A 22,214-nucleotide genomic window follows, 5' to 3' on the forward strand; every position below is an offset into this window, starting at 1 on the left:
GGGCGCCACCGGTGCCCCGCCGCTTCCTCCCGACTTTCTCCTTATCCTTCAACATTCCCGCTCGCACATCGGGTATGGTAGTCTCCTTGGCAATTAACCGCAGGAGGGATCGGCTGTGAGCACAGGCAAGGCAACGCGCGCCTCAGGACGCGCCACCATCAGCGATGTGGCCAGCATCGCCAAAACCGGCAAGACCAGCGTGTCGCGCTATCTGAATGGTGAACAGCACCTGCTTTCCGACGATCTCAAACAGCGCATCGAACAGGCTATCCAGCAGCTCGACTACCGGCCAAGCCAGATGGCGCGCAGCCTGAAGGGCGGCCAGACCCGCCTGATCGGCCTGATCCTCGCCGATATCACCAACCCCTATTCGGTGGACGTGATGCGCGGCATCGAGGCCGCCTGCCGCCAACACGGCTTTACCCTGCTGGTGTGTAATACCAACAACGAAGTCAATCAGGAGCAGCACTACCTGCAGTTGCTCAGCAGTTACCGGGTGGAAGGCATCGTGGTCAACGCGGTCGGCATGCGCGAGGAAGCGTTATCCACGCTGCAACAGTCGATGCTGCCGATGGTGCTTATCGACCGAAAAATCCCCGACTTCGCCTGCGACGTGGTGGGCCTGAACAACCGCGAAGCCGCCACCGTCGCCACCGAACACCTGCTGCAACAAGGTTTCGAAGCGATCCTGTTCCTCAGCGAGCCGCTCGGTACGGTCAATACCCGTCTCGAACGCCTGCACGCTTTCAGACATACCATGGCGCAGCACCCCGCGCTGTTGGCGGAGCAGGCCGAAACGCCGCTCAACGATCGGCAGAAGCTGGAGCAGGTGCTGAGCGATTTCAGCGGCCGCCATCGCGGCATGCGCAAAGCGGTGATCTCCGCCAACGGCGCCCTGACGCTGCAGGTAGCGCGCGCCATGCGTCGGCTCGGCATCCAGTGGGGCAACGACATCGGCCTGCTGGGCTTTGACGAGCTGGAGTGGGCGGAGCTGGCGGGCGTCGGCATCACCACGCTGAAACAGCCTACCTACCAAATGGGGCACGCGGCGCTGGAGCGGCTGGTGCAGCGCATTCAGGGCCTGGCTGCCCCCAGCGGTGAGCAGATGTTCTCCGGCGAGCTGATCGTCCGCGGCTCCACCACCCGCTAACCCGCCTTTTCCGGGGCCGTTGACCGCCCCGCCCTCATCGGCTGTTTTTTGCTCAGCTTCGTGATTGCGATCATATTTTTACACTCTGTCGCTTTCTACTGGAACCGGTTCCATTTAACGTACCTGTAACAGCAGCGGCGGCGACAATGCCGCCTCAGGAGTCAAAATGAAACCAGAAATCATCGTGGTCACCGGCGCCTACGGCACCGAGACCGTCAAACAACACGGCGGCCAGCGCGCGCTGTTGCCCATCATTGCCGGTGCAGGCGCCGACGGGGTGGAGATCCGCCGCGAACTGTTCACCGCCGGCGAACTGGACAGCCTGCCGGCCCTGGCGCAAGAGATCGATCGCCAGCAGCTGTTCGCCGTCTACTCCGCCCCTGAGGCGCTGTTCACCCCGCAACATACGCTGAACCCTAACCTGCCGACGCTGCTGGCGGAAGCGCAGGCGCTGAACGCGCGCCGGTTGAAGCTGTCCCTCGGCCATTTCCGCCCTGGCTTCGATTTTACCGAGCTGAAAGTGGCGCTGGAGCAGCACCCGGTCAAACTGGTGGTCGAAAACGATCAGACGCCGGACTGCGGCATTTTGTCGATGTTGAACGCCTTTTTCCACGCCGCGGAAGATAGCCACCTGCCGGTCAGCATGACCTTCGATATGGCCAACTGGCTGTGGGTGGGGCAAGACGCCTTCGCCGCCGCCGAACGCCTGGCCCGCCACGTCGGTTACGTGCACGTCAAAGCCGCCACCCAAGGCCCGCGCGGCTGGCGCGCCATCGCGCTGGACGATACCGACGGCAGCTGGCGCGACCTGCTGGCCCGCCTGCCGCACGATGCGCCGCGCGGTATCGAATTCCCGTTGCAGGGCGATGATCTGGAAGCCGTCACCCGCCATTACGTCAATATTTTGCGTGCGGAGTAACCCCATGATGACAACGTTAACGGCAACGACGGCGCAGCAGGCGCCCCTGGATGTGGTCACGCTGGGTGAAGCCATGGCGATGTTCGTGGCGGCGCAAACCGGCGATTTGGCGGAGGTCGAAACCTTCACCAAACGCATCGCCGGCGCCGAACTGAACGTGGCGATCGGCCTGGCGCGTCTGGGCATGAACGTCGGCTGGGTCAGCCGCGTCGGCAACGATTCGTTCGGCCGCTTCACCCTGCAGCAGCTGAAAAAAGAAGGCATCAATTACCGCCAGGTGACGGTCGACGGCCACTATCCGACCGGCTTTCAGGTGAAATCGAAAACCACCGATGGTACCGATCCCAGCGTGGAATACTTTCGCAAAGGCTCGGCGGCCAGCCACCTGTCGGTCGCCGATTTCGACCGTGAGTATTTCGGTTCAGCACGGCACCTGCACCTGAGCGGCGTGGCGGCAGCGCTGTCCAGCGAATCGCTGGCGCTGTGCCACCATGCGGCGCGCGAGATGCGCGCCATGGGCAAAACCATTTCGTTCGACCCCAATCTGCGCCCGGTGCTGTGGCCCAGCCGCGAGGTGATGATCGAACAGCTGAACCAGCTGGCGTTCGCCGCCGACTGGGTGCTACCGGGGCTGAAAGAGGGGCAGATCCTCACCGGCCAGTCGACGCCGGAAGGCATCGCCGATTTCTATCTGGAGCGCGGCGTGCAGGCGGTGATCATCAAAACCGGCCCGGACGGTGCCTGGTTTAAAACCGCCGCCGGCGACAAGGCGGCGGTGGCGGCGGTCAGGGTCGACAACGTGGTGGATACCGTCGGTGCCGGTGATGGCTTTGCCGTTGGCACCCTCAGCGCCCTGTTGGAAGGTAAAACGCTGATACAGGCGGTGCAGCGCGGCAATAAGATCGGCTCGCTGGCGATCCAGGCCATCGGCGACAGCGAAGGCCTGCCGACCCGTGCGGCATTGGCCGAATAACAATAAAAAAAACGACTTCTCCGCATGACGTCAGCCTCTGGCCCTACAACCGGGACGCGTCGGGAGAGCATCTGCCCCTTCCTCTTTCACGCCCAGCGTGCCGGGCGAAGGGGATGCAACACCACTGAAGGATACTGAACATGAACAAAGCGACTGTCGCGGCCAAACGCTGGTGGTACATCATGCCCATCGTGTTTATCACCTACAGCCTGGCCTATCTCGATCGCGCCAACTTCAGCTTCGCCTCTGCCGCCGGCATCAATGAAGATCTCGGCATCACCAAAGGCATGGCCTCGCTGCTGGGCGCGCTGTTTTTCCTCGGTTATTTCTTCTTCCAAATTCCCGGCGCCATCTACGCTGAACGCCGCAGCGTCAAAAAACTGATCTTCTGGTGCCTGATCCTATGGGGCGGCTGCGCCTCGCTGACCGGCGTGGTCAGCAATATCCCGATGTTGGCCGCCATCCGCTTTATCCTGGGTGTGGTGGAGGCGGCGGTGATGCCGGCGATGCTGATCTACATCAGCAACTGGTTCACCAAATCGGAGCGGTCACGCGCCAATACCTTCCTGATCCTCGGCAACCCGGTGACGGTGCTGTGGATGTCGGTGGTGTCCGGCTACCTGATCCACGCCTTCGGCTGGCGTGAAATGTTCATCATCGAGGGCATTCCGGCGGTTATCTGGGCGTTCTGCTGGTGGGTGCTGGCGAAAGACAAACCGGCGCAGGCCGGCTGGCTGAGCGCCGATGAGAAACAGGCGCTGCAGCAGCAGCTGGACGAAGAGCAGAAAGGTATCAAGGCCGTGCGCAACTACGGCGAAGCCTTCCGCTCTCGCAACGTGATCCTGCTGTGCGTGCAGTACTTCGCCTGGAGCATCGGCGTGTACGGTTTCGTGCTGTGGCTGCCTTCCATCCTGCGCAGCGGCATGCAGATGGGCATGGTGGAAGCCGGCTGGCTGTCGGCGGTGCCTTACCTGGCGGCGACCATCGCCATGATCGTGGTCTCCTGGGCGTCGGACAAAATGCAAAACCGTAAGCTGTTCGTCTGGCCGCTGCTGCTGATCGGCGCGCTGGCGTTCTTCGGCTCTTACGCCGTCGGCACCAACCACTTCTGGATCTCCTACGGCCTGCTGGTGGTCGCCGGCGCCGCAATGTACGCCCCCTACGGGCCGTTCTTCGCCATCATTCCGGAAATGCTGCCGAAAAACGTCGCCGGGGGCGCCATGGCGCTGATCAACAGCATGGGCGCGCTGGGGTCGTTCTTCGGTTCGTGGTTCGTCGGCTATCTGAATGGCGCCACCGGCAGCCCGGCGGCCTCTTACATGTTCATGGCCATCGCACTGGTGGTGGCGGTGGTGCTGACGCTGATCGTCAAACCCGCCCGCAACGAGATCCAGCCGCAATTGGCTTGATCCGGTTATACTTTTTATCTGTTAACCCAACCGGGGGGGCGCCATGCCCCCTTTGGCCCAGCTGGAGTTCGTGATGAAGCCTTCTATCGTATTGTACAAAAGCCTGCCCGCCGATCTGCGTGAACGTCTGGAACAGCACTTCACCGTGCACGCCTTCAACGGCCTGCAGCCGGAGAACCGCGACGAACTGCGCCAGGCGCTGCAGCAGGCCGAAGGGATCATCGGTTCCGGCGGTAAAATTGACGAAGCCTTCCTGCAGCAGGCGCCCAAACTGCGCGCGGCCTCGACCGTTTCCGTCGGCTACGACAACTTCGACGTCGAGGCGCTCAACGCCCATAACGTGCTGCTGATGCACACCCCGACGGTGCTGACCGAAACCGTCGCCGACACCATCATGAGCCTGGTGCTGGCGACCGCGCGCCGGGTGGTGGAAGTGGCGGAGCGGGTGAAGGCCGGCGAATGGCGCGGCAGCATCGGGCCGGACTGGTTCGGCGTCGACGTGCACCATAAAACCATCGGCATCCTCGGCATGGGCCGCATCGGCCTGGCGCTGGCGCAGCGCGCGCATTTTGGTTTCGGCATGCCGGTGCTGTACAACGCCCGCCGCACGCATGAAGAGGCGGAACAGCGCTTCAACGCGCGCCGCTGCGATCTGGACACCCTGCTGGCCGAGTCGGATTTCGTTTGCATCACGCTGCCGCTGACCGAACAAACCTTCCACATGATCGGCCGCGAACAGCTGGCGAAAATGAAGAAAAGCGGCATTCTGATCAACGCCGGCCGCGGGCCGGTGGTGGATGAGCAGGCGCTGATCGAAGCGCTGCAAAACGGCGAGATCCACGCCGCCGGGTTGGACGTGTTCGAGAAAGAGCCGCTGCCGGCCAACTCGCCGCTGCTCAGCATGCCGAACGTGGTGGCGTTGCCGCACATCGGCTCCGCCACCCATGAAACGCGCTACGGCATGGCCGCCTGCGCGGTGGATAATTTGATCGCCGCGTTGACCGGCACGGTGAAAGAAAACTGCGTCAATCCGCAGCTGTTGCGGAAATAACTCAGCGCGGCCGGTGGTCTGAGGATAACCGGCCGTGTTGCTCTTCCTGCTGCGGCGCGAACAGCGCCTGCAGCTGATGTTCTTCGGCGAAGTGCTCCAATTCGGCATCCTGAATTGCCTGAACGATCTCTTCTCGCCAGTTTTTGTCCGTCATCGCTAACCTCCTTTGATGTTCATCGTTTAATCTGCCGCAGCGCGCGCGCAAAGCCAAGCCGAATCAATCCGAAAACGCTCCACCCTTCCTCTCCTCCTCGAAAAACCCCCGCAGGGAGGAGGCCATTTTTCCACCGTTTGCCACACTGGGCGCTACCCTGCGAAAAAACGCTTCCTGCCGCGCGTAAGGAGAGCCATGAAACTGTTACCCCTGCCCTTGTTGATGCTGCTGTCGCCTTCGGCGCTGGCCGGCTGGACGCTGCCGGGCTTCCCGGCCTTCGACGAAACGGCCGCCGGGCTGTTCGCCAGCCAGGCCGCGCTGCCCAAAGGCCAGCTGCCGCTGCGGCTGTATCAGGATAACCACTGCTGGCAGCCAGCCGAGGCGGTGAAGCTTAACCAGACGCTGTCGCTGCAACCCTGCGGCGCCCACCCGCCGGTCAGCTGGCGGCAGTTCCGCGCCGGCGACTATCAGGTGCGCATCGACACGCGCAGCGGCACGCCGACGCTGCAGCTCAGCCTGAGCAGCGCGCCGGAAAGCGCCGCCGTTGCCGTCCGCAGCTGCCCGCGCTGGGACGGTAAGCCGGTCACGGTCGACGTCGCCCCCACCTTCGCCGAAGGCGAAACGCTGCGCGATTTCTATTCCGGCCAAACGGCGCAGGTGAGCCAGGGAAAAATCACGCTGCAGCCCGCCGCCGCCAGCGGCGGCCTGTTGCTGCTGGAATCCGCCGCCACGGCGAAACCGGCGGCGTTCAGCTGGCATAACGCCACGGTCTACTTCGTGCTGACCGATCGCTTTGAGAACGGCAACCCGGCCAATGACCACAGCTACGGGCGCCGCAGCGACGGCCTGCAGGAAATAGGCACCTTTCACGGCGGCGATCTGGCCGGTCTGACGCAGAAGCTGGACTATCTGCAGCAGCTCGGCGTCAACGCCTTGTGGATCAGCTCGCCGCTGGAGCAGATCCACGGCTGGGTCGGCGGCGGCACCAAAGGCGATTTCCCGCATTACGCCTATCACGGCTATTACGCGCTGGACTGGACTCGCCTCGACGCCAACATGGGCACCGAACAGGAGCTGCGCACGCTGGTCGAGCAGGCGCATCGGCGCGGCATTCGCATTCTGTTCGACGTGGTGGTGAACCACGTCGGCTACGCCACACTGGCGGATATGCAGACGTTCCACTTCGGCTCGCTGTACCTGCAGGGCGCGGAGGTGGAGAAAACCCTGGGGAAAAACTGGAACGACTGGCGCCCCGGGCCAGGGCAAAACTGGCACAGCTTCAACGACTACATCAACTTCAGCGACAAGGCGGGCTGGCGCCCATGGTGGGGGAAAAACTGGATCCGCACCGACATCGGCGACTATGACTCACCGGGCTATGACGACCTGACGATGTCGCTGGCCTTCCTGCCGGACATCAAAACCGAAGCGCCCGGCGCCAGCGGCCTGCCGCTGTTCTATCGCCACAAACCCGACACCGCCGCGCGCGACATGCCCGGCGCCACCACTCGCGATTACCTGACCGTCTGGCTCAGCCAGTGGGTGCGCGATTACGGCATCGACGGTTTTCGCGTCGATACCGCCAAGCACGTGGAAAAACCGACGCTGGCGCTGTTGAAACAGCGCGCCACGGCGGCATTGGCGGCGTGGAAAGCGGAGCATCCGCAGCAGACGTTGGATGATGCGCCGTTTTGGATGACTGGCGAGGCCTGGGGCCACGGGGTGATGAAAAGCGACTATTACCAAAACGGCTTCGACGCGATGATCAACTTCGATTTCCAGGACCAGGCGTCGCAGGCATTGGGCTGCTTTGCCGACATCGACGCCACCTACCGGCAGATGGCCGAGCGGCTGCAGGATTTCAACGTGCTGAGCTACCTCTCTTCGCACGACACCCGGCTGTTCTTCGCCAGCGACGCCAAAGGCTCGCTGCCTCGCCAACAGCGGGCGGCGAACCTGCTGTTGCTGGCGCCGGGCGCGGTGCAGATTTACTACGGCGATGAAAGCGGCCGCCCGCTCGGCCCAACCGGTTCCGATCCGCTGCAGGGTACCCGCTCCGACATGAACTGGCGTGAGCTACAGGGGGAAAAAGCCCCGCTGCTGGCCCACTGGCAACGGTTGGGGCAGTTCCGCGCTCGCCACCCGGCGATCGGCGGCGGCGTGCAAACCCCGCAGGCGCACGCCGCCTATTACGCCTTCAGCCGCCGGCTCGGCGACGATAAGGTGATGGTGGTGTGGGCCGGCGAACGGTCACAATAATCCAGCGTAATATGCTGCTAATCGGCCAATGAGCGAAGTTTGTGCCCATTGGCCGATTTGTCGGCCGCATTGCAGCGGGATTTGTCTGGCGGTATGGTGGGTGATTACCTGCTAAGAAACAGTACTGCTGCACCTATGACTTTCTCACTTTTCGGCGAAAAATTTACCCGTTATGCGGGCATTACCCGTTTGATGGACGACCTGAACGAAGGCCTGCGCACCCCCGGTGCCATCATGCTCGGCGGCGGCAATCCGGCGCAGATCCCAGAGATGGAAGCCTACTTCAAACAGCTGTGCCAGGATATGCTCGATCAGGGCAAACTGACCGAGGCGCTGTGCAACTACGACGGCCCGCAAGGCAAGGACGCGCTGCTGAAAGCGCTGGCCAATCTGCTGCGCGACGAGCTCGGCTGGGAGATTTCGCCACAGAATATTGCACTGACTAACGGCAGCCAAAGCGCGTTTTTCTACTTGTTCAACCTGTTCGCCGGCCGCTACGCCGACGGTTCGCGCCGCCGCGTGCTGTTCCCGCTGGCGCCGGAATATATCGGCTATGCCGACGCCGGGCTGGACGAAGGGCTGTTCGTCTCCGCCAAACCGAATATCGAGCTGCTGCCGGACGGCCAGTTCAAATATCACGTTGATTTCGAACACCTCACCATCGGCGACGACATCGGCATGATCTGCGTTTCACGGCCGACCAACCCGACCGGCAACGTGATCACCGACGAAGAGCTGATGAAGCTCGACCTGCTGGCGCAGCAGCGCGATATTCCGCTGGTGATCGACAACGCCTACGGCGTGCCGTTCCCCGGCATCATCTTCAGCGACGCCACGCCGCTGTGGAACCCGAACACCATCCTGTGCATGAGCCTGTCCAAGCTCGGCCTGCCGGGCTCGCGCTGCGGCATCGTGATCGCCGACGAGAAGGTGATCACCGCGCTAACCAACATGAACGGCATCATCAGCCTGTCGCCAGGCAGCATGGGGCCGGCGATGGCGACGGAAATGATCGCGCGCGGCGATCTGCTGCGCCTGTCGAACGAGGTCATTCGCCCGTTCTACAAACAGCGCGTTGAGCACACCATCGAGATTATTCGCCGCTACCTGTCGCCGGAGCGCTGCCTGATCCACAAACCGGAAGGGGCTATCTTCCTCTGGCTGTGGTTCAAGGATCTGCCGATCACCACCGAAGTGCTGTATCAGCGCCTGAAAAAGCGTGGCGTGCTGATGGTGCCGGGCCACTACTTCTTCCCGGGGCTGGAGCACGACTGGCCGCACACCCACCAGTGCATGCGTATGAACTACGTGCCCGATCCGGAGAAAATCGAGCGCGGCGTGGCGATCCTGGCGGAAGAGATCGAGCGCGCGCATCAGGAAGCGAACTAAGCTCAACCCATCGGGGCGCCACCACGGCGCCCTTTTTTTGGATTACAGCGTCCAGAACAGCACCGCCAGCAGCTGCGGCGACATGATGCGCAGGAACATCGCCAACGGATACACGGTGGCGTAAGACAGCGCGGCGGCGCCGCTGGTGGGATGCAGACCGTTGGCGAAGGCCAGCGCCGGCGGATCGGTCATCGATCCCGCCAGCATGCCGGACAGCGTCAGGTAGTTCATCTTGCCCACCGTGCGTGCCAGAATACCGACGCTCAGCAGCGGAATAGCGGTGATCAATGCGCCATAACCAATCCACGTCAGCCCTTCGCCGTGCAGCAACGTATCGATAAAGTTGCCGCCCGACTTCAATCCGACCACCGCCAGAAACAGCACGATGCCCAGCTCGCGCAGCGCCAGGTTGGCGCTCGGCGGCATAAACCAATACAGCTTGCCGATGCTGCCGATGCGCCCCAGGATCAGCGCCGCCACCAGCGGCCCGCCGGCCAGCCCCAGCCGCAATGCCGCCGGGAAGCCGGGCACGAACAGCGGAATGGAGCCGAGCAGCACCCCGAGGCCGATGCCGATAAAGACCGGCAGCATCTGCACCTGCTGCAGTTTTTGTTGGGCGTTGCCGACGATTGCCGTCACCGCGTCGATGGCCTCCGGCCGGCCGACCAGGTTGAGAATGTCGCCGAACTGCAGCGTCACGTTGCTGCCGGCCACCAGCTCCACGCCGGCGCGGTTGAGGCGTGAAATCACCACGTCATACTTCTGCTTCAGGTTCAGCTCGCGGATTTTCTTGCCCAGCACCTGCTCGTTGGTCACCACCGCCCTCACCACCTGCAGCGCGGTGCCGCGCGTCGACAGCGAGGCGTCCACCTCTTCGCCGATCACCAGCCGGGCATTTTCCAGATCTTCCCGTTTGCCCACCAGGTGCAGGTAGTCGCCAAGCTCCAGCCGTTCGTGGGGCGCCGGCACCATCAGCAGCTCCCCGCGTTTGAGGCGCGAACAGACGATCGCTTCACCGTTGAGCAGCGGTACGCTTTTGATCGCCATGCCCTGCAGGTTGGGGTTACGCACCGCCACGTTCATGGCGTGCAGCAGCTCGCGCTGATTGCCCAGGCCGTTTTCAAACGCCTGCGCCTCGCGATCGATGTTGATGCGGAAAAACAGCCGAATCAGCCACATCACCAGCAGGATGCCGCAAATGCCGAACGGATAGGCCATGGCATAACCCATCCCCATGCCGTCCACCAACGCCGGATCGGAACCGAGATCGGTCAGGATTTGCTGACCGGCGCCCAACGCCGGGGTGTTGGTGACCGCGCCGGAGAACACGCCGAGGATGATCGGCAGCGGCACGTCGAACAGCTTGTGCACCGCCGCCGCCACGACACCGCCGGTCAGCACCAGCAGCACCGCGAAGGCATTGAGGCGCAGACCGGAGACGCGCAGCGAAGAGAAGAAACCGGGGCCGACCTGGATGCCGATGGTGTAGACGAACAGGATCAGGCCAAACTCCTGGATAAAGTGCAGCATGTCCCCGTTCAGGCTGATTTGCCCGCTCTGGGCAAAGTGCCCGACCAGGATACCGCCGAACAGCACGCCGCCGATGCCCAGCCCGACGCCGTACAGCTTCCAGTTCCCCATCCACAGCCCAATGACGGCCGCCAGCGCCAACATGCTGACGGTCAGGGCGATATCGCTCATAGGTCACTTCCTTGCCAAAGTTGAATCGGGAATTTGCGGACAAAGACACACAGTTAACAAGGATTATGACATCGGACCGTCGGGGGGACTGTGGCGTGCGCCACATAACGCAACGGGGGAGACCCGTCTGGATCTCCCCCGTATGATGATGACCGTTTTTCAGTCGGTTATTTCGCTTCCAGCTCCGGCGTCGCACCGATGGCGATGCGCTGAGGCTGCAAGGCTTCCGGCACCTGACGCACCAGATCGATGTGCAACAGGCCGTTTTCAAATTTGGCCTCGGACACCTGCAGATGCTCCGCCAGGGTGAAGGTCAACTGAAACTCTTTGCACACCAGGCCCTGGTGCAGGTATTCGACCTGTTTTTCCGGCGGCGTGGGTTTACCGCTGACGGTCAGCCGCGGCCCTTCCACTTCGATATTCAGTTCGCTCTGCCGGAAACCAGCCAGCGCCAGAGAAATGCGGTAATGATTGTCATCACTTTTCTCGATGTTATACGGCGGGAACCCCTGAGGTTCCTGGCCGCCCATTGAACTGGCCAATTTATCAAAACCAATCCATTGACGCAGAAGCGGGGATAAATCGTAATTACGCATAGGAACAACTCCTTTCATTAAGCGAGATGTGTTTATTCAGCCCCCTGACGGCAGGCTAGGTATTATTTACCGGCAGCGTACCTGCCGGAAAAACAGAAATTTATTTAATTTCGATGCGGCGCGGTTTTAATGTTTCCGGCACGATGCGTTGCATGTCGATATACAACAGGCCATTCTCCAGTTTGGCACCTTTAATTTGGATATGTTCGGCCAGCTGGAATTTACGCTCGAAATTACGCTCGGCGATGCCCTGATATAAGTAGGTTTTTTCTGCCGGTTCGTTATTGTGCGCACCGCGAACAATCAGCAGATTATCTTGCGTGGTGATCTCCAGCTCCTGCTCGGCAAACCCGGCTACCGCAATGGCGATGCGATAATGATTTTCGTCCACCAGCTCGACATTATAAGGGGGATAGCCGCCGTTACCCTGACTCTGGCCGGCCTCCAGCGCGTTGAACAGGCGATCAAAACCAATGGCGGAACGGTATAGCGGGGAAAGATCAAAATTACGCATAAAACAGCCTCCTAAGGCACTTCAGCGAGGTTGAAATAAATACGCCTTCCACTCTGGACAGGCTAATTAAGCCAGAATTCCCTTACGGCAAATTCTCAATCCGGCTCTGATGATAAAATGGGGGTTGCTTTCATCAATTCAACAGGCGAGGATCAAAAAAGCGCATTTCGGTTAGGTGAAAGTTTTTTTACCACTTACACTAAAGTGAGAGAGCCGCCACAGAGCGGGGTTTTGCTTCTTTTAAAGCAACAACAGGATGTTATAAATCAGCTTAATTTAGGGGAACAGCAACCCTGCAGGATGGATGAATGACGACGATGAAAGCGATAGCGACGGGCTGCATGTTGTTGGCGACCAGCGGTTGCTCCAGCGTGATGAGCCATACCGGCCCGAATCAGGGTTACTATCCCGGCACCCGCGCCAGCGTGGACATGCTGAAGGACGACAACACCAGCTGGGCGATGATGCCGCTGGTGGCGCTGGACTTGCCGTTCTCCGCGGTGATGGATACTGTACTGCTGCCTTACGACTACCTGCGTTCCGGCAATGACGCCACCGCAGATTCACCAAAAGCGCGCATCCTGCGCAGCGAGCAGCAGAATCTGGCGGCAACCGGCAATCCCGGTGAAGGCAACGACAGCACTGCCACGCACTAATCACGCACGCAGCGGGCCGCCAGGCCCGCCTACACCTCAACCACAAAGATCTGGTTGAATCCCGCTATCTCGCGCATAAACGCCACTTTCCTGCCATCCGGCGAAAACACCACGGCATCCCCCGACGGTGGCTGCACGCTGCGCTGCGTTAAACGCTGCAGGCGACCGCCGGCGACCTCGCACAGCATTACGCTGTTGTCACACACCAAGGCTATCGTCCCGCCCTGCGGATGCCAGCTGAACGCCGACTGGATGTCATGCTCGCTGCGGCTCACCTGGCGCGGTTCGCCGCCGTTCGGCGACACCGTCCACAGCTGTACCACGCCGCCGTCATCCTTCATCAAAAATGCGATTTGGCTGCCGTCCGGTGAGCTGCGCAGCCAGTGGCGCGGCGCACCGGCGACGCCCGGAAAACGACGATCTCCAGTAAAGGTTACTCGCCGCTGCCTGACGCCCTGCGGCGGCGCCGGCAGCTCGCTTTCCGTCCCCTGCAGCGGCAGAGCACCCGCCCTGGCGTAGTCGGCGTCGTTCTCCGGCAGATCGACGATAAACACCTCCGGCAGCTTCTCACCGGCGGCGGACAGCGTATCGCCGATAAATGCCAGCGCCCAGCGCTGCCGGCGGCCGTCGGCCTTGCGGTAACCTTCGCGGCCGATCCAGCCTTCTTCATAGGCGCGATTGATCTGATCGCTGCCCGGCTGCGGCTGTGGCACGGTCTCGCTGACCAGCACACAATAATGGCTGCCGTCATACTCGCGCGGATGTTGTTTCGGCGGATTGACCCCGTGCAGCGGCACGGCCACCCCGACGTTGCGCAGATCGCGCGCCGGATCGCGTTCATGCATCACGTGATCGTTGTAGGTAAAGCTGAGGCGGCTGCCGTCCGGACTGAAAACGTGCACATGGCTGCCGCCGCGCAGCGCGCCGGGCGTGTAGGGCGCGGTGATATCCAGCGCGTCGAGGGTGATGGCCAACTCGCGATCCGGTTCGCTGACGATCACCCCGCGGCGGTGGTGAAAATCATACTGCCAGGCGCTGTCCGGGTGCTCCGGGCCGTGGATGAAGACGTAGCGCGCCGGTGCATCGGGGCTGACCGTAACCACGCCGACGTGCGCGCCGTGCTGGGCGCGATAAACCACCTCCACCGCGCCGCTGGCGACGTTGACCCGCTCGATGCTCAGACCAGTGAAAGAGGCGCCGCGCGGGCGCACGTCATAAGCCAGCCATTGGCTGTCCGGCGTCCAGACGTTGATATTGGTTAACTGATGCCCACGAGGGTCGAAAGTCAGTTGTTTTTCCCGATGGCTCATGGCGGTTCTCCTGCGCATGCCGGCACTGAGTCGTCATCTTACCGGATCGGCGGCAGCGTTTCACATGGCCTGCGCGGGTAAGGCGGGAGGATTTTTCGGTTCGAAATGACGCAATGATTTTTCAGCGTCTTATCATTTAAGCCGATAGACGGCGTCGGCAGGAAATAAGCGGCCGATTAGGTGCTCGCATTCCTGGCGGCGAAACTCAACGGCGCCCATGCCGTATAGGCGGATGCCGCGAGCGCTATTGTTTCATTCTCATTTCCTTGATCAAAATAATTCAGCGGCAGCGCCTTCCTTAACGCAAATAAATAAAAAACCGTGTCGCTAAACGGCAGGTTAATGATTATTTTCACCGCCAACGCGATGCTCTTCCCCGGCCGTTGCCGCTGGCTGGCCGGCTTGCCCGCCGGTCGGGCGACGGGGTTTACAATCAATACAAAAAAGTACAAACTGGATTTTTAAGTCCAAAACATTCTGGAGCCGGTATGAACGCCCTCTTCGATGCCATTGTTTCTGCCCATCAGCAACTGCGCCCTCAGGTACGGGTCACGCCCCTGGAGCGCAGCGTGCTGCTTTCACAGCAGCTCGGCTGTGAGCTGTATCTGAAATGCGACCATCTGCAACACACCGGCTCCTTTAAATTTCGCGGCGCCAGCAACAAGCTACGGTTGCTGGATAGCGAACAACGCCGGCGCGGCGTGATCGCCGCCTCAACCGGCAACCACGGCCAGGCGGTCGCCCTGGCGGGGCAGCTGATGGGCGTTGGCGTCACGGTTTATGCGCCAGAGACGGCCGCGAGCATCAAGCTAGACACCATCCGCGCGCTGGGCGGCACCGTGGAATTGGTGCCGGGCGATGCGCTGAACGCCGAACTGGCGGGGGAACAGGCCGCACGCGAACAGGGAAAAACCTATATCTCGCCGTATAACGACGAGCAGGTGATCGCCGGCCAGGGCACCTGCGGCATGGAGCTGGTTGAACAGCTCACCGGTCTGGACGCCGTGTTCGTGGCGGTGGGCGGCGGTGGCTATATCGCCGGTATTGGCACCGTTTTGCGACAATTGTCGCCGAACACGCAGCTTATCGCCTGCTGGCCTGAAAACGCCACCAGCATGTACAGCGCGCTTGAAGCAGGCCATATCTTCCCGCTGGAAGAGCACGAAACCCTGTCCGACGGCACCGCCGGCGGCGTCGAACCGGGTGCCGTAACCTTCCCACTGTGCCAACAGCTGATCGACCGCAAAGTGCTGGTCAGCGAAGCGGAGATCAAGCACGCGATGCGCCGGATCGCCGCCAGCGATCGGTGGATTATCGAAGGCGCGGCTGGCGTGGCGCTGGCGGCGGCGATCAAACTGGCGCCGGAATATCAGGGGAAAAAAGTGGCGGTGGTGCTGTGCGGCAAAAATATCGTGCTGGAGAAATACCTCAAGGCCATCGCCGATGCGCATCCTTAATCGGCAGCAAATCCTCGCCGCGTTCGACGCCGAGAGCATCACGCCGCTGCTGAAGCAGGGTTTTATCGCCTATTCGCAACGGCGGGTGCAGCAGCCCCCGGTACAGCATTTCCTGTTCGAACAGGCCGCCGGCGATTGCTGCATCAAATCCGCCTGGCTGGAAGGCGACGAACTGTTCGTGGTCAAGGTCTCCGCCGGTTTCTATCGCAACGCCGAGCGCAGCCTGGCCAGTAATCAGGGGTTGGTGATGGCATTCTCCGCCCAGACCGGCGAACCGCAGGCGCTGCTGCAGGATGAGGGTTGGCTGACCGCGCTGCGCACCGCCCTGGCCGGACGCATCGCCGCCGAGCTGTGCGCGCCGCCGCATATTCAGGCGATCGGTATTGTCGGCACCGGCCTGCAGGCACGGCTGCAGCTGCAATGTCTGAAACCGGTGACCGATTGCCGAGACGTGTGGGTGTGGGGGCGAGACGAACAGGCGCTGGCGGCGTATCGGCGCGAGGCCGAGGCCGAAGGTTTTCGGGTGCGGGTCACGCAGGACGCGGCGGAGCTGGCGGCGCACTGTCAGCTGATCGTCACCACCACGCCCAGCCGCGAACCGATCTTGCAGGCGGCGGATATTCGGCCCGGCACACACATCACCGCCGTGGGCGCCGACGCACCCGGCAAGCAGGAGCTGGCGACCGATCTGGTGGCGCGCGCGGACGCGCTGCTGGTCGATGCCCTGGCGCAGTGCGCGGACTATGGCGAGATCGCGACGTCTTATCGGCAAAACAGGCTGACTTCAACGTCAATCGTCGAAATGGGCGCCGTTTTGGCGCAGGGAAAGCGGGTGCGAAGCGAGCCGCAGCAGATCACCATCGCCGATCTCACCGGCTTGGCAATTCAGGATCTGCAGATCGCCAAAGGGGTGTTGGCGAAAGTATAAAGGGGCGCCACAGCGCCCCGCTTGATCAGGTGTTGAGCACGAACTTCTCGATAGCGCGCGCCACGCCGTCTTCGGTATTGGCGCTGGTGACAAACTGCGCCACCGCTTTCAGTTCGGGAATGGCGTTGCCCATCGCTACGCCGACGCCGGCATATTCGATCATCGCCGTATCATTGGCCTGATCCCCCAGCGTCATGATGTTTTCCCGCGCCACGCCCAAATGCTCGGCCAGCATTCTCACCCCGGCGCCTTTATCGACGTTCTTGTGCAAGATCTCGAGGAAATAAGGCGCGCTTTTCAGGATGGTGTAACGCTCACGCGTTTCCGCCGGGATACGCGCGATGGCGCGGTCCAGCAGCTCCGGCTCGTCGATCATCATCACTTTCGGGAAACGCATCTGGCGATCCATCTCTTCCACGCTGCGGTATTTCAACGGAATACCGGTCATTGCCGCCTCGTGTATGGTGTATTTGCCGATGTCCTTGTTCGGGGTATACAGGGTATCGAAATCAAACGCCTGGTAGTGAACGCCGAACTCGCGCGCCATCTGCTCGAAGTGCAGATAATCCTCGAAGCCCAGCGTTTCTTGCAAAATGCAGGCGCCGTCGACCGCCCGCAGCACCAGCGCGCCGTTATAGGTTATACAAAAATCGCCGGGGCCCTGAATGTCCAACTGGCGCAGATAATCCTGCACGCCGACATAAGGCCGCCCGGTGGCCAGTACCACGTGCACCCCTTTGCGCCGCGCCGCCGCGATAGCCTGCTTTACCGCCGGCGTGATTTGGTGCTGCGGATCCAGCAACGTGCCATCCATGTCGATCGCAATCAGTTCAATAGCCATTCAACGCTTCTCCCAGTGGTTTTTTCCCATGCTAACGCGTTTCAGCCTCGGCTGTCAGCGCCAAAAAAGGCGTAAAAAAATCCGCGCGGGTCGCCCGGCGCGGATTTTCACAGCCATTAACGCATCAGATATCGATGTTCGCCGCTTTCAGGGCGTTTTCTTCGATAAAGGCGCGGCGCGGTTCAACCGCATCGCCCATCAGCGTGGTGAACAACTGATCGGCAGCGATGGCGTCCTTGACGGTCACGCGCAGCATGCGGCGGCTTTCCGGATCCATGGTGGTTTCCCACAGCTGCTCCGGGTTCATCTCGCCCAGACCTTTATAACGCTGCACCGACAGGCCGCGGCGCGACTCTTTCACCAGCCACTCCAGCGCCTGCTCGAAGCTGTCTACCGGCTGACGACGTTCGCCACGCTCGATGAACGCACCGTCTTCGATCAGCCCGCGCAGCTTCTCGCCCAGCTGGCAGATCTTGCGATATTCGCCGCCGTGGATGAAGTCGAAGTCCAGCTTATAGTCGGTATCCACGCCGTGGGTGCGGATGCGCAGCGCCGGCTCGAACATCTGGCGCTCACGGTTCTCGAAGATCACGAAGTCATAGCTGCTGCCGTGCTGCTCTTTGTCGTTCAGCGCCTGCACCAGCGAAGCGATCCAGGTTTTCACCTTGGCTTCATCGCTGAGATCGCCTTCGTTCAGCGTCGGCTGGTAGATCAGGCTGTTCAGCAGCGCGCGCGGGTAGCGGCGCTCCATGCGGCCAATCAGCTTCTGCACGCCGTAGTGTTCGGCCACCAGTTTTTCCAGCTGCTCACCGCCGAGCGCCGGTGCGCTGGCATTGGTGTGCAGCGTAGCGCCGTCCATCGCGATGGCGATCTGGTACTGATCCATCGCCTCGTCATCTTTGATGTACTGCTCTTGCTTGCCTTTCTTCACCTTGTACAGCGGCGGCTGCGCGATGAACACGTGGCCACGCTCGATGATTTCCGGCATCTGGCGGTAGAAGAAGGTCAACAGCAGCGTACGGATGTGCGAACCGTCGACGTCGGCATCGGTCATGATGATGATGCTGTGGTAACGCAGCTTGTCCGGGCTGTACTCGTCGCGGCCAATGCCGCAACCCAGCGCGGTGATCAGCGTCGCCACTTCCTGCGAGGAGAGCATTTTGTCGAAACGCGCTTTCTCGACGTTGAGGATTTTCCCCTTCAGCGGCAAGATAGCCTGGTTCTTGCGGTTGCGCCCCTGCTTGGCAGAGCCGCCCGCGGAGTCCCCTTCCACCAGGTACAGTTCGGACAGCGCCGGATCGCGTTCCTGGCAGTCCGCCAGTTTGCCCGGCAGGCCGGCCAGATCCAGTGCGCCTTTGCGGCGGGTCATCTCACGCGCTTTACGCGCCGCTTCGCGCGCGCGCGCCGCGTCGATGATTTTGCCGACCACGATTTTCGCGTCGCCTGGATTTTCCATCAGGTAATCCACCAGCTTCTCGTTCATCAGCGTTTCAACCGCGGTTTTCACCTCGGAGGAGACCAGCTTGTCCTTGGTCTGAGAAGAGAACTTCGGATCCGGCACCTTCACCGACACCACGGCAATCAGGCCTTCACGCGCGTCATCGCCGGTGGCGCTGACCTTGGCCTTCTTGCTGTAGCCTTCCTTTTCCATGTAGCTGTTCAGCGTACGGGTCATCGCGGTACGGAAACCGACCAGGTGCGTGCCGCCGTCGCGCTGCGGAATGTTGTTGGTGAAGCAGTAGATGTTTTCCTGGAAACCGTCGTTCCACTGCAGCGCCACTTCCACGCCGATATCGTCTTTCACGGTCGAGAAGTAGAACACGTTCGGGTGGATCGGGGTTTTGTTCTTGTTCAGATACTCGACAAACGCCTTGATGCCGCCTTCGTAATGGAAGTGGTCTTCACGGTCGGTGCGCTTGTCCTTCAGGCGGATAGACACGCCGGAGTTGAGGAAGGACAGCTCGCGCAGACGCTTGGCCAGAATGTCGTACTCAAAATCGGTCACATTGGTGAAGGTCTGGTGGCTCGGCCAGAAGCGCACCATGGTGCCGGTCTGTTCGGTTTCGCCCACCACGGTCAGCGGCGCCTGCGGCTCGCCGTGGCTGTAAGTCTGTTCGTGTACTTTGCCTTCGCGGCGGATCACCAGCTCCAGTTTCTCCGACAGGGCGTTAACCACCGAGACGCCCACGCCGTGCAGGCCGCCGGAAACTTTATAGGAGTTGTCGTCGAATTTACCGCCGGCGTGCAGCACGGTCATGATGACCTCTGCGGCTGAAACCCCTTCTTCAGGGTGAATGCCGGTCGGAATGCCGCGGCCGTCATCCTGTACCGATACCGAGTTGTCGGCATGGATGGTGACCTGAATGTCACTACAGTGGCCCGCGAGCGCTTCGTCGATAGCGTTGTCCACAACCTCGAATACCATGTGGTGCAGACCGGTGCCGTCATCGGTATCGCCGATATACATGCCCGGGCGCTTGCGCACCGCATCCAGCCCTTTTAATACCTTGATACTTGAGGAGTCATAAGAATTCGACATCAACGTTTCTCGCTCATTTTAGTCCTGTGGTTGAACCTCTATTTTACCCTGTTCCACGCGGAACATCTTGCCCTTTTCACCGGCCATGTCGGTCACTTGTTCAGCGCTGACCGCGCTGACAAAAACCTGGGCCTGGGTGGCTTTCAGGCGATCGGCCAGCAACCGGCGACGGCCGGTGTCCAGCTCGGAGGCAAAATCATCAATCAGATACAGGCAACGCCGCCCGCTCTGCCGGGTGAGAAACTCACCCTGCGCCAAGCGCAACGCGCACATCAGCAGCTTAAGCTGACCGCGCGATAACAAATCCTCTACCGGCGTGCCGTCGGCACGAATGCGGAAGTCCGCTTTATGCGGCCCCACCGCGGTATAGGTCAACGCCCTGTCGCGCTCAAACTGGCGCTCCAGCAGCTCGCCGTAGTCGCTCTCTTTGTCCCAGCCGCGCTGGAAGGAGAAGCTCAGGGCGAATTCAGGCAGAAACTGCGCGCAGGTCGCGGTGATATCCGCGGCGATCGCGTCGCTGTATTCCGCCCGCCATTCGCTGATGCGCTCCGCGAGCGGGATCAGTTCCTGATCCCAGGCGCGGATCTGCGCATAGCGACTCACCTGGCGCAGCGCGGCATTGCGCTGCTTCAGTAACCGTTTCAGGTTGCTCCAGGCGGTGAAAAAACCGGGTTCGTTATGAAAACAGCCCCAGTCAAGGAAGGCGCGCCGGAATTTCGGCCCGCCGTTCAGCAGGGTAAAACCTTCGGGGGTGATCAGCTGCATGGGCAGCAGCTGCGCCAGCTCGGCCACCTTGTGGCCGTCGCTGCCATCGATGCGTACTTTGCTGTCACCCTGACGGCTCTTGCTCAATCCTACCGACAGCTCGCGCTCCGTACCTTCGATGCGGCCATGCAGCACGAACTCCGGCTGGTCGTGGCGAATCACCCGACCGGCCTGCAGGCTGCGAAAGGCGCGGCCGTGGCCGAGCGTATACACCGCTTCCAGCACGCTGGTCTTGCCGCTGCCGTTGGCACCAACCAGGAAGTTGAATCCCGGCGCCAGCGCCAAATCCGCCGCCTCGATATTACGGAAGTCTTTAATCAATAAACGCGTTAATGCCATGCCAATTCTATCACCGGGAAACTACGCTCACTGTAAGGGCGTTATCGGTGCAGGCAGTTTACGTGCGGACAGCGCACAGCAACCGGAGCGTACACAGAGTACGTGAGGATTGCGAGCACTGCCCAAGCGTAAAATGGCAAGCAAGATAGCCCGGATATCGATCACAACCGCATTGGCATGACAACGTAGGCCGCCGCCTGGCTGGCGCCGTCTTCGATCTGCACGCTGGAGACCGAGTCGGTCAACAGCAGGCGCACGTCTTCACACTTGAGCGCGTTCAGTACGTCCAGCACGTAGCTGACGTTGAAGCCGATCTCCATCTCCGCGCCGTCGTAGCTGACGTCGAGGATCTCTTCCGCCTCTTCCTGCTCCGGGTTGTTGGCGGTGATCTTCAGCTGGTTCTGGCTGACGTACAGCCGCACGCCGCGGAATTTCTCGTTCGAGAGAATGGCCGCGCGCGCAAACGCCTGCTTGAGCAGATCGCAGCCGGCTTCCAGCGTTTTATCCGGGTTCTTCGGCAAGACGCGGCGATAGTCCGGGAAACGGCCGTCAACCAGCTTGGAGGTGAAGATGAAATCGCCGACGTGGGCGCGAATGTTGTTGCTGCCGATCTGCAGCTGCAGCAGCGAATCGCCGCCGTCCAGCAGACGCACCAGCTCCATCACCCCTTTACGCGGCACGATCACCGAATGGGACGGCAGCTGTTGGCCGATCGGCATCGAACACACCGCCAGGCGGTGGCCGTCGGTCGCGACGGTGCGCAGCTCTTCGCCTTCGGTTTCAAACAGCATGCCGTTCAGGTAGTAACGCACGTCCTGATGGGCCATCGAGAACTGGGTGGCTTCGATCAGGCGCTTCAGCGTCGCCTGCGGCAAGGTGAACTCCACCTCGCTCTGCCAGTCGTCCAGGTTCGGGAAGTCCGCCGCCGGCAGCGTGGACAGCGAGAAGCGGCTGCGGCCGGACCGCACCAGCATGCGCTCGCTCTCCAGCGTGACGGCGATCTCCGCCCCTTCCGGCAGGCCACGGCAGATATCAAAGAATTTACGCGCGGGCACGGTGGTCGCGCCCGCCTCGTGCGGTTGGGACAGGGCGACGCGCGCCACCATCTCCATCTCCAGATCGGTGCCGGTCAGCAGCAGGGAGCCTTCCGTCACCTGCAGCAGCAGGTTGCCCAGGATCGGCAAGGTCGGGCGGCCGCCCAGCGGGCTGCTCACCTGTTGCAGCGGTTTTAGCAGATGCTCACGTTCAACGATAAATTTCATAG

Annotated in this window: 20 protein-coding genes; 10 read left to right on the top strand and 10 right to left on the bottom strand. The window is 61.5% G+C overall.

Features of this window, described 5'->3' with window-relative positions; all coding sequences use genetic code 11:
- Nucleotides 1–115: 115 nt before the first annotated feature.
- From FHU12_RS22050 to ghrB, 5 genes are all read left to right on the top strand, one after another.
- Entirely contained in the window at nt 116–1,150 is a 1,035-nt protein-coding gene (locus FHU12_RS22050; RefSeq protein WP_016929584.1) for a LacI family DNA-binding transcriptional regulator, read from the top strand.
- A 166-nt stretch (nt 1,151–1,316) separates the two neighbouring features.
- Entirely contained in the window at nt 1,317–2,069 is a 753-nt protein-coding gene (locus FHU12_RS22055) for a sugar phosphate isomerase/epimerase family protein (RefSeq protein WP_141971825.1), read from the top strand.
- A 7-nt stretch (nt 2,070–2,076) separates the two neighbouring features.
- Nucleotides 2,077–3,042, top strand: coding sequence for a sugar kinase (locus FHU12_RS22060; protein WP_060434952.1), 966 nt, complete (start codon nt 2,077–2,079; stop codon nt 3,040–3,042).
- A gap of 140 nt (nt 3,043–3,182) precedes the next feature.
- The gene (locus tag FHU12_RS22065) at nt 3,183–4,451 is read left to right on the top strand and encodes an MFS transporter (RefSeq protein WP_004933942.1); all 1,269 of its coding nucleotides are present in this window, start codon (nt 3,183–3,185) and stop codon (nt 4,449–4,451) included.
- A gap of 73 nt (nt 4,452–4,524) precedes the next feature.
- Nucleotides 4,525–5,502 (top strand): glyoxylate/hydroxypyruvate reductase GhrB, encoded by a 978-nt coding sequence (gene ghrB, locus FHU12_RS22070; RefSeq protein WP_141971828.1) that lies wholly within the window; start codon nt 4,525–4,527, stop codon nt 5,500–5,502.
- A 1-nt stretch (nt 5,503) separates the two neighbouring features.
- Here ghrB and FHU12_RS27230 read toward each other — a convergent pair whose 3' ends face one another.
- On the bottom strand, nt 5,504–5,656 hold the full coding sequence (locus FHU12_RS27230; protein WP_185742340.1) for a hypothetical protein: 153 nt from the start codon (nt 5,654–5,656) through the stop codon (nt 5,504–5,506).
- A gap of 195 nt (nt 5,657–5,851) precedes the next feature.
- Here FHU12_RS27230 and FHU12_RS22075 point away from each other — a divergent pair, with 195 nt between their 5' ends.
- A complete protein-coding gene (locus FHU12_RS22075; RefSeq protein ID WP_141971830.1) occupies nt 5,852–7,915 on the top strand; it encodes an alpha-amylase in 2,064 nt (687 codons plus the stop codon).
- A 135-nt stretch (nt 7,916–8,050) separates the two neighbouring features.
- Nucleotides 8,051–9,304, top strand: a complete 1,254-nt coding sequence (locus FHU12_RS22080) for a valine--pyruvate transaminase (protein WP_141971832.1) — start codon at nt 8,051–8,053, stop codon at nt 9,302–9,304.
- A 42-nt stretch (nt 9,305–9,346) separates the two neighbouring features.
- Here FHU12_RS22080 and FHU12_RS22085 read toward each other — a convergent pair whose 3' ends face one another.
- The 3 genes from FHU12_RS22085 to ibpA form a co-directional block, all read right to left on the bottom strand.
- Complete coding sequence (locus FHU12_RS22085; protein ID WP_049295020.1) at nt 9,347–11,005, bottom strand: putative transporter; 1,659 nt, start codon at nt 11,003–11,005, stop codon at nt 9,347–9,349.
- Nucleotides 11,006–11,172: 167 nt separating this feature from the next.
- Nucleotides 11,173–11,601 (bottom strand): small heat shock chaperone IbpB, encoded by a 429-nt coding sequence (gene ibpB, locus FHU12_RS22090; protein ID WP_004933922.1) that lies wholly within the window; start codon nt 11,599–11,601, stop codon nt 11,173–11,175.
- A 100-nt stretch (nt 11,602–11,701) separates the two neighbouring features.
- Nucleotides 11,702–12,115, bottom strand: a complete 414-nt coding sequence (ibpA, locus tag FHU12_RS22095) for a small heat shock chaperone IbpA (RefSeq protein ID WP_004933919.1) — start codon at nt 12,113–12,115, stop codon at nt 11,702–11,704.
- Between the two features lie 308 nt (nt 12,116–12,423).
- Here ibpA and FHU12_RS22100 point away from each other — a divergent pair, with 308 nt between their 5' ends.
- Complete coding sequence (locus FHU12_RS22100; RefSeq protein ID WP_016929593.1) at nt 12,424–12,771, top strand: YceK/YidQ family lipoprotein; 348 nt, start codon at nt 12,424–12,426, stop codon at nt 12,769–12,771.
- Nucleotides 12,772–12,800: 29 nt separating this feature from the next.
- On the opposite strand, the gene FHU12_RS22105 is transcribed toward FHU12_RS22100, so the two are convergent.
- Nucleotides 12,801–14,081, bottom strand: coding sequence for a YidR family protein (locus FHU12_RS22105; protein ID WP_141971834.1), 1,281 nt, complete (start codon nt 14,079–14,081; stop codon nt 12,801–12,803).
- A gap of 176 nt (nt 14,082–14,257) precedes the next feature.
- Nucleotides 14,258–14,533, bottom strand: a complete 276-nt coding sequence (locus FHU12_RS22110) for a hypothetical protein (protein WP_141971836.1) — start codon at nt 14,531–14,533, stop codon at nt 14,258–14,260.
- Between the two features lie 36 nt (nt 14,534–14,569).
- Here FHU12_RS22110 and FHU12_RS22115 point away from each other — a divergent pair, with 36 nt between their 5' ends.
- Both FHU12_RS22115 and FHU12_RS22120 read left to right on the top strand, forming a co-directional pair.
- Nucleotides 14,570–15,538 carry a threonine/serine dehydratase gene (locus FHU12_RS22115; RefSeq protein ID WP_141971838.1) on the top strand — a complete coding sequence of 323 codons (969 nt, stop codon included), beginning with the start codon at nt 14,570–14,572 and terminating at the stop codon, nt 15,536–15,538.
- A complete protein-coding gene (locus FHU12_RS22120; RefSeq protein ID WP_141971840.1) occupies nt 15,525–16,466 on the top strand; it encodes an ornithine cyclodeaminase family protein in 942 nt (313 codons plus the stop codon). Before FHU12_RS22115 ends, FHU12_RS22120 begins: the two co-directional genes overlap by 14 nt.
- A 25-nt stretch (nt 16,467–16,491) precedes the next feature.
- Here FHU12_RS22120 and yidA read toward each other — a convergent pair whose 3' ends face one another.
- The 4 genes from yidA to dnaN all read right to left on the bottom strand — a co-directional run bounded on the left by yidA (nt 16,492) and on the right by dnaN (nt 22,212).
- On the bottom strand, nt 16,492–17,307 hold the full coding sequence (yidA, locus tag FHU12_RS22125) for a sugar-phosphatase (RefSeq protein ID WP_141971842.1): 816 nt from the start codon (nt 17,305–17,307) through the stop codon (nt 16,492–16,494).
- Nucleotides 17,308–17,431: 124 nt separating this feature from the next.
- Nucleotides 17,432–19,846: a DNA topoisomerase (ATP-hydrolyzing) subunit B gene (gene gyrB / locus FHU12_RS22130; protein ID WP_060424357.1), complete on the bottom strand. Its 2,415-nt coding sequence runs from the start codon at nt 19,844–19,846 to the stop codon at nt 17,432–17,434.
- Between the two features lie 18 nt (nt 19,847–19,864).
- The gene (gene recF, locus FHU12_RS22135) at nt 19,865–20,950 is read right to left on the bottom strand and encodes a DNA replication/repair protein RecF (protein WP_033636531.1); all 1,086 of its coding nucleotides are present in this window, start codon (nt 20,948–20,950) and stop codon (nt 19,865–19,867) included.
- A gap of 161 nt (nt 20,951–21,111) precedes the next feature.
- Nucleotides 21,112–22,212: a DNA polymerase III subunit beta gene (gene dnaN, locus FHU12_RS22140; RefSeq protein ID WP_064290625.1), complete on the bottom strand. Its 1,101-nt coding sequence runs from the start codon at nt 22,210–22,212 to the stop codon at nt 21,112–21,114.
- Nucleotides 22,213–22,214 lie beyond the last annotated feature (2 nt).

Origin of the sequence: Serratia marcescens (assembly GCF_006715005.1) — a bacterium.
Lineage (GTDB): Bacteria > Pseudomonadota > Gammaproteobacteria > Enterobacterales > Enterobacteriaceae > Serratia > Serratia montpellierensis.

Excerpts from the sequence above, each read along its gene's own strand:
- ghrB (WP_141971828.1), top strand. The coding sequence starts at position 4,525 with ATGAAGCCTTCTATCGTATTGTACAAAAGCCTGCCCGCCGATCTGCGT.
- FHU12_RS22065 (WP_004933942.1), top strand. The coding sequence starts at position 3,183 with ATGAACAAAGCGACTGTCGCGGCCAAACGCTGGTGGTACATCATGCCC.
- FHU12_RS27230 (WP_185742340.1), bottom strand. The coding sequence starts at position 5,656 with ATGACGGACAAAAACTGGCGAGAAGAGATCGTTCAGGCAATTCAGGAT.
- FHU12_RS22080 (WP_141971832.1), top strand. The coding sequence starts at position 8,051 with ATGACTTTCTCACTTTTCGGCGAAAAATTTACCCGTTATGCGGGCATT.
- dnaN (WP_064290625.1), bottom strand. The coding sequence starts at position 22,212 with ATGAAATTTATCGTTGAACGTGAGCATCTGCTAAAACCGCTGCAACAG.
- ibpA (WP_004933919.1), bottom strand. The coding sequence starts at position 12,115 with ATGCGTAATTTTGATCTTTCCCCGCTATACCGTTCCGCCATTGGTTTT.
- ibpB (WP_004933922.1), bottom strand. The coding sequence starts at position 11,601 with ATGCGTAATTACGATTTATCCCCGCTTCTGCGTCAATGGATTGGTTTT.
- yidA (WP_141971842.1), bottom strand. The coding sequence starts at position 17,307 with ATGGCTATTGAACTGATTGCGATCGACATGGATGGCACGTTGCTGGAT.
- FHU12_RS22115 (WP_141971838.1), top strand. The coding sequence starts at position 14,570 with ATGAACGCCCTCTTCGATGCCATTGTTTCTGCCCATCAGCAACTGCGC.
- gyrB (WP_060424357.1), bottom strand. The coding sequence starts at position 19,846 with ATGTCGAATTCTTATGACTCCTCAAGTATCAAGGTATTAAAAGGGCTG.
- recF (WP_033636531.1), bottom strand. The coding sequence starts at position 20,950 with ATGGCATTAACGCGTTTATTGATTAAAGACTTCCGTAATATCGAGGCG.
- FHU12_RS22120 (WP_141971840.1), top strand. The coding sequence starts at position 15,525 with ATGCGCATCCTTAATCGGCAGCAAATCCTCGCCGCGTTCGACGCCGAG.
- FHU12_RS22085 (WP_049295020.1), bottom strand. The coding sequence starts at position 11,005 with ATGAGCGATATCGCCCTGACCGTCAGCATGTTGGCGCTGGCGGCCGTC.
- FHU12_RS22055 (WP_141971825.1), top strand. The coding sequence starts at position 1,317 with ATGAAACCAGAAATCATCGTGGTCACCGGCGCCTACGGCACCGAGACC.
- FHU12_RS22105 (WP_141971834.1), bottom strand. The coding sequence starts at position 14,081 with ATGAGCCATCGGGAAAAACAACTGACTTTCGACCCTCGTGGGCATCAG.
- FHU12_RS22075 (WP_141971830.1), top strand. The coding sequence starts at position 5,852 with ATGAAACTGTTACCCCTGCCCTTGTTGATGCTGCTGTCGCCTTCGGCG.
- FHU12_RS22100 (WP_016929593.1), top strand. The coding sequence starts at position 12,424 with ATGACGACGATGAAAGCGATAGCGACGGGCTGCATGTTGTTGGCGACC.
- FHU12_RS22060 (WP_060434952.1), top strand. The coding sequence starts at position 2,077 with ATGACAACGTTAACGGCAACGACGGCGCAGCAGGCGCCCCTGGATGTG.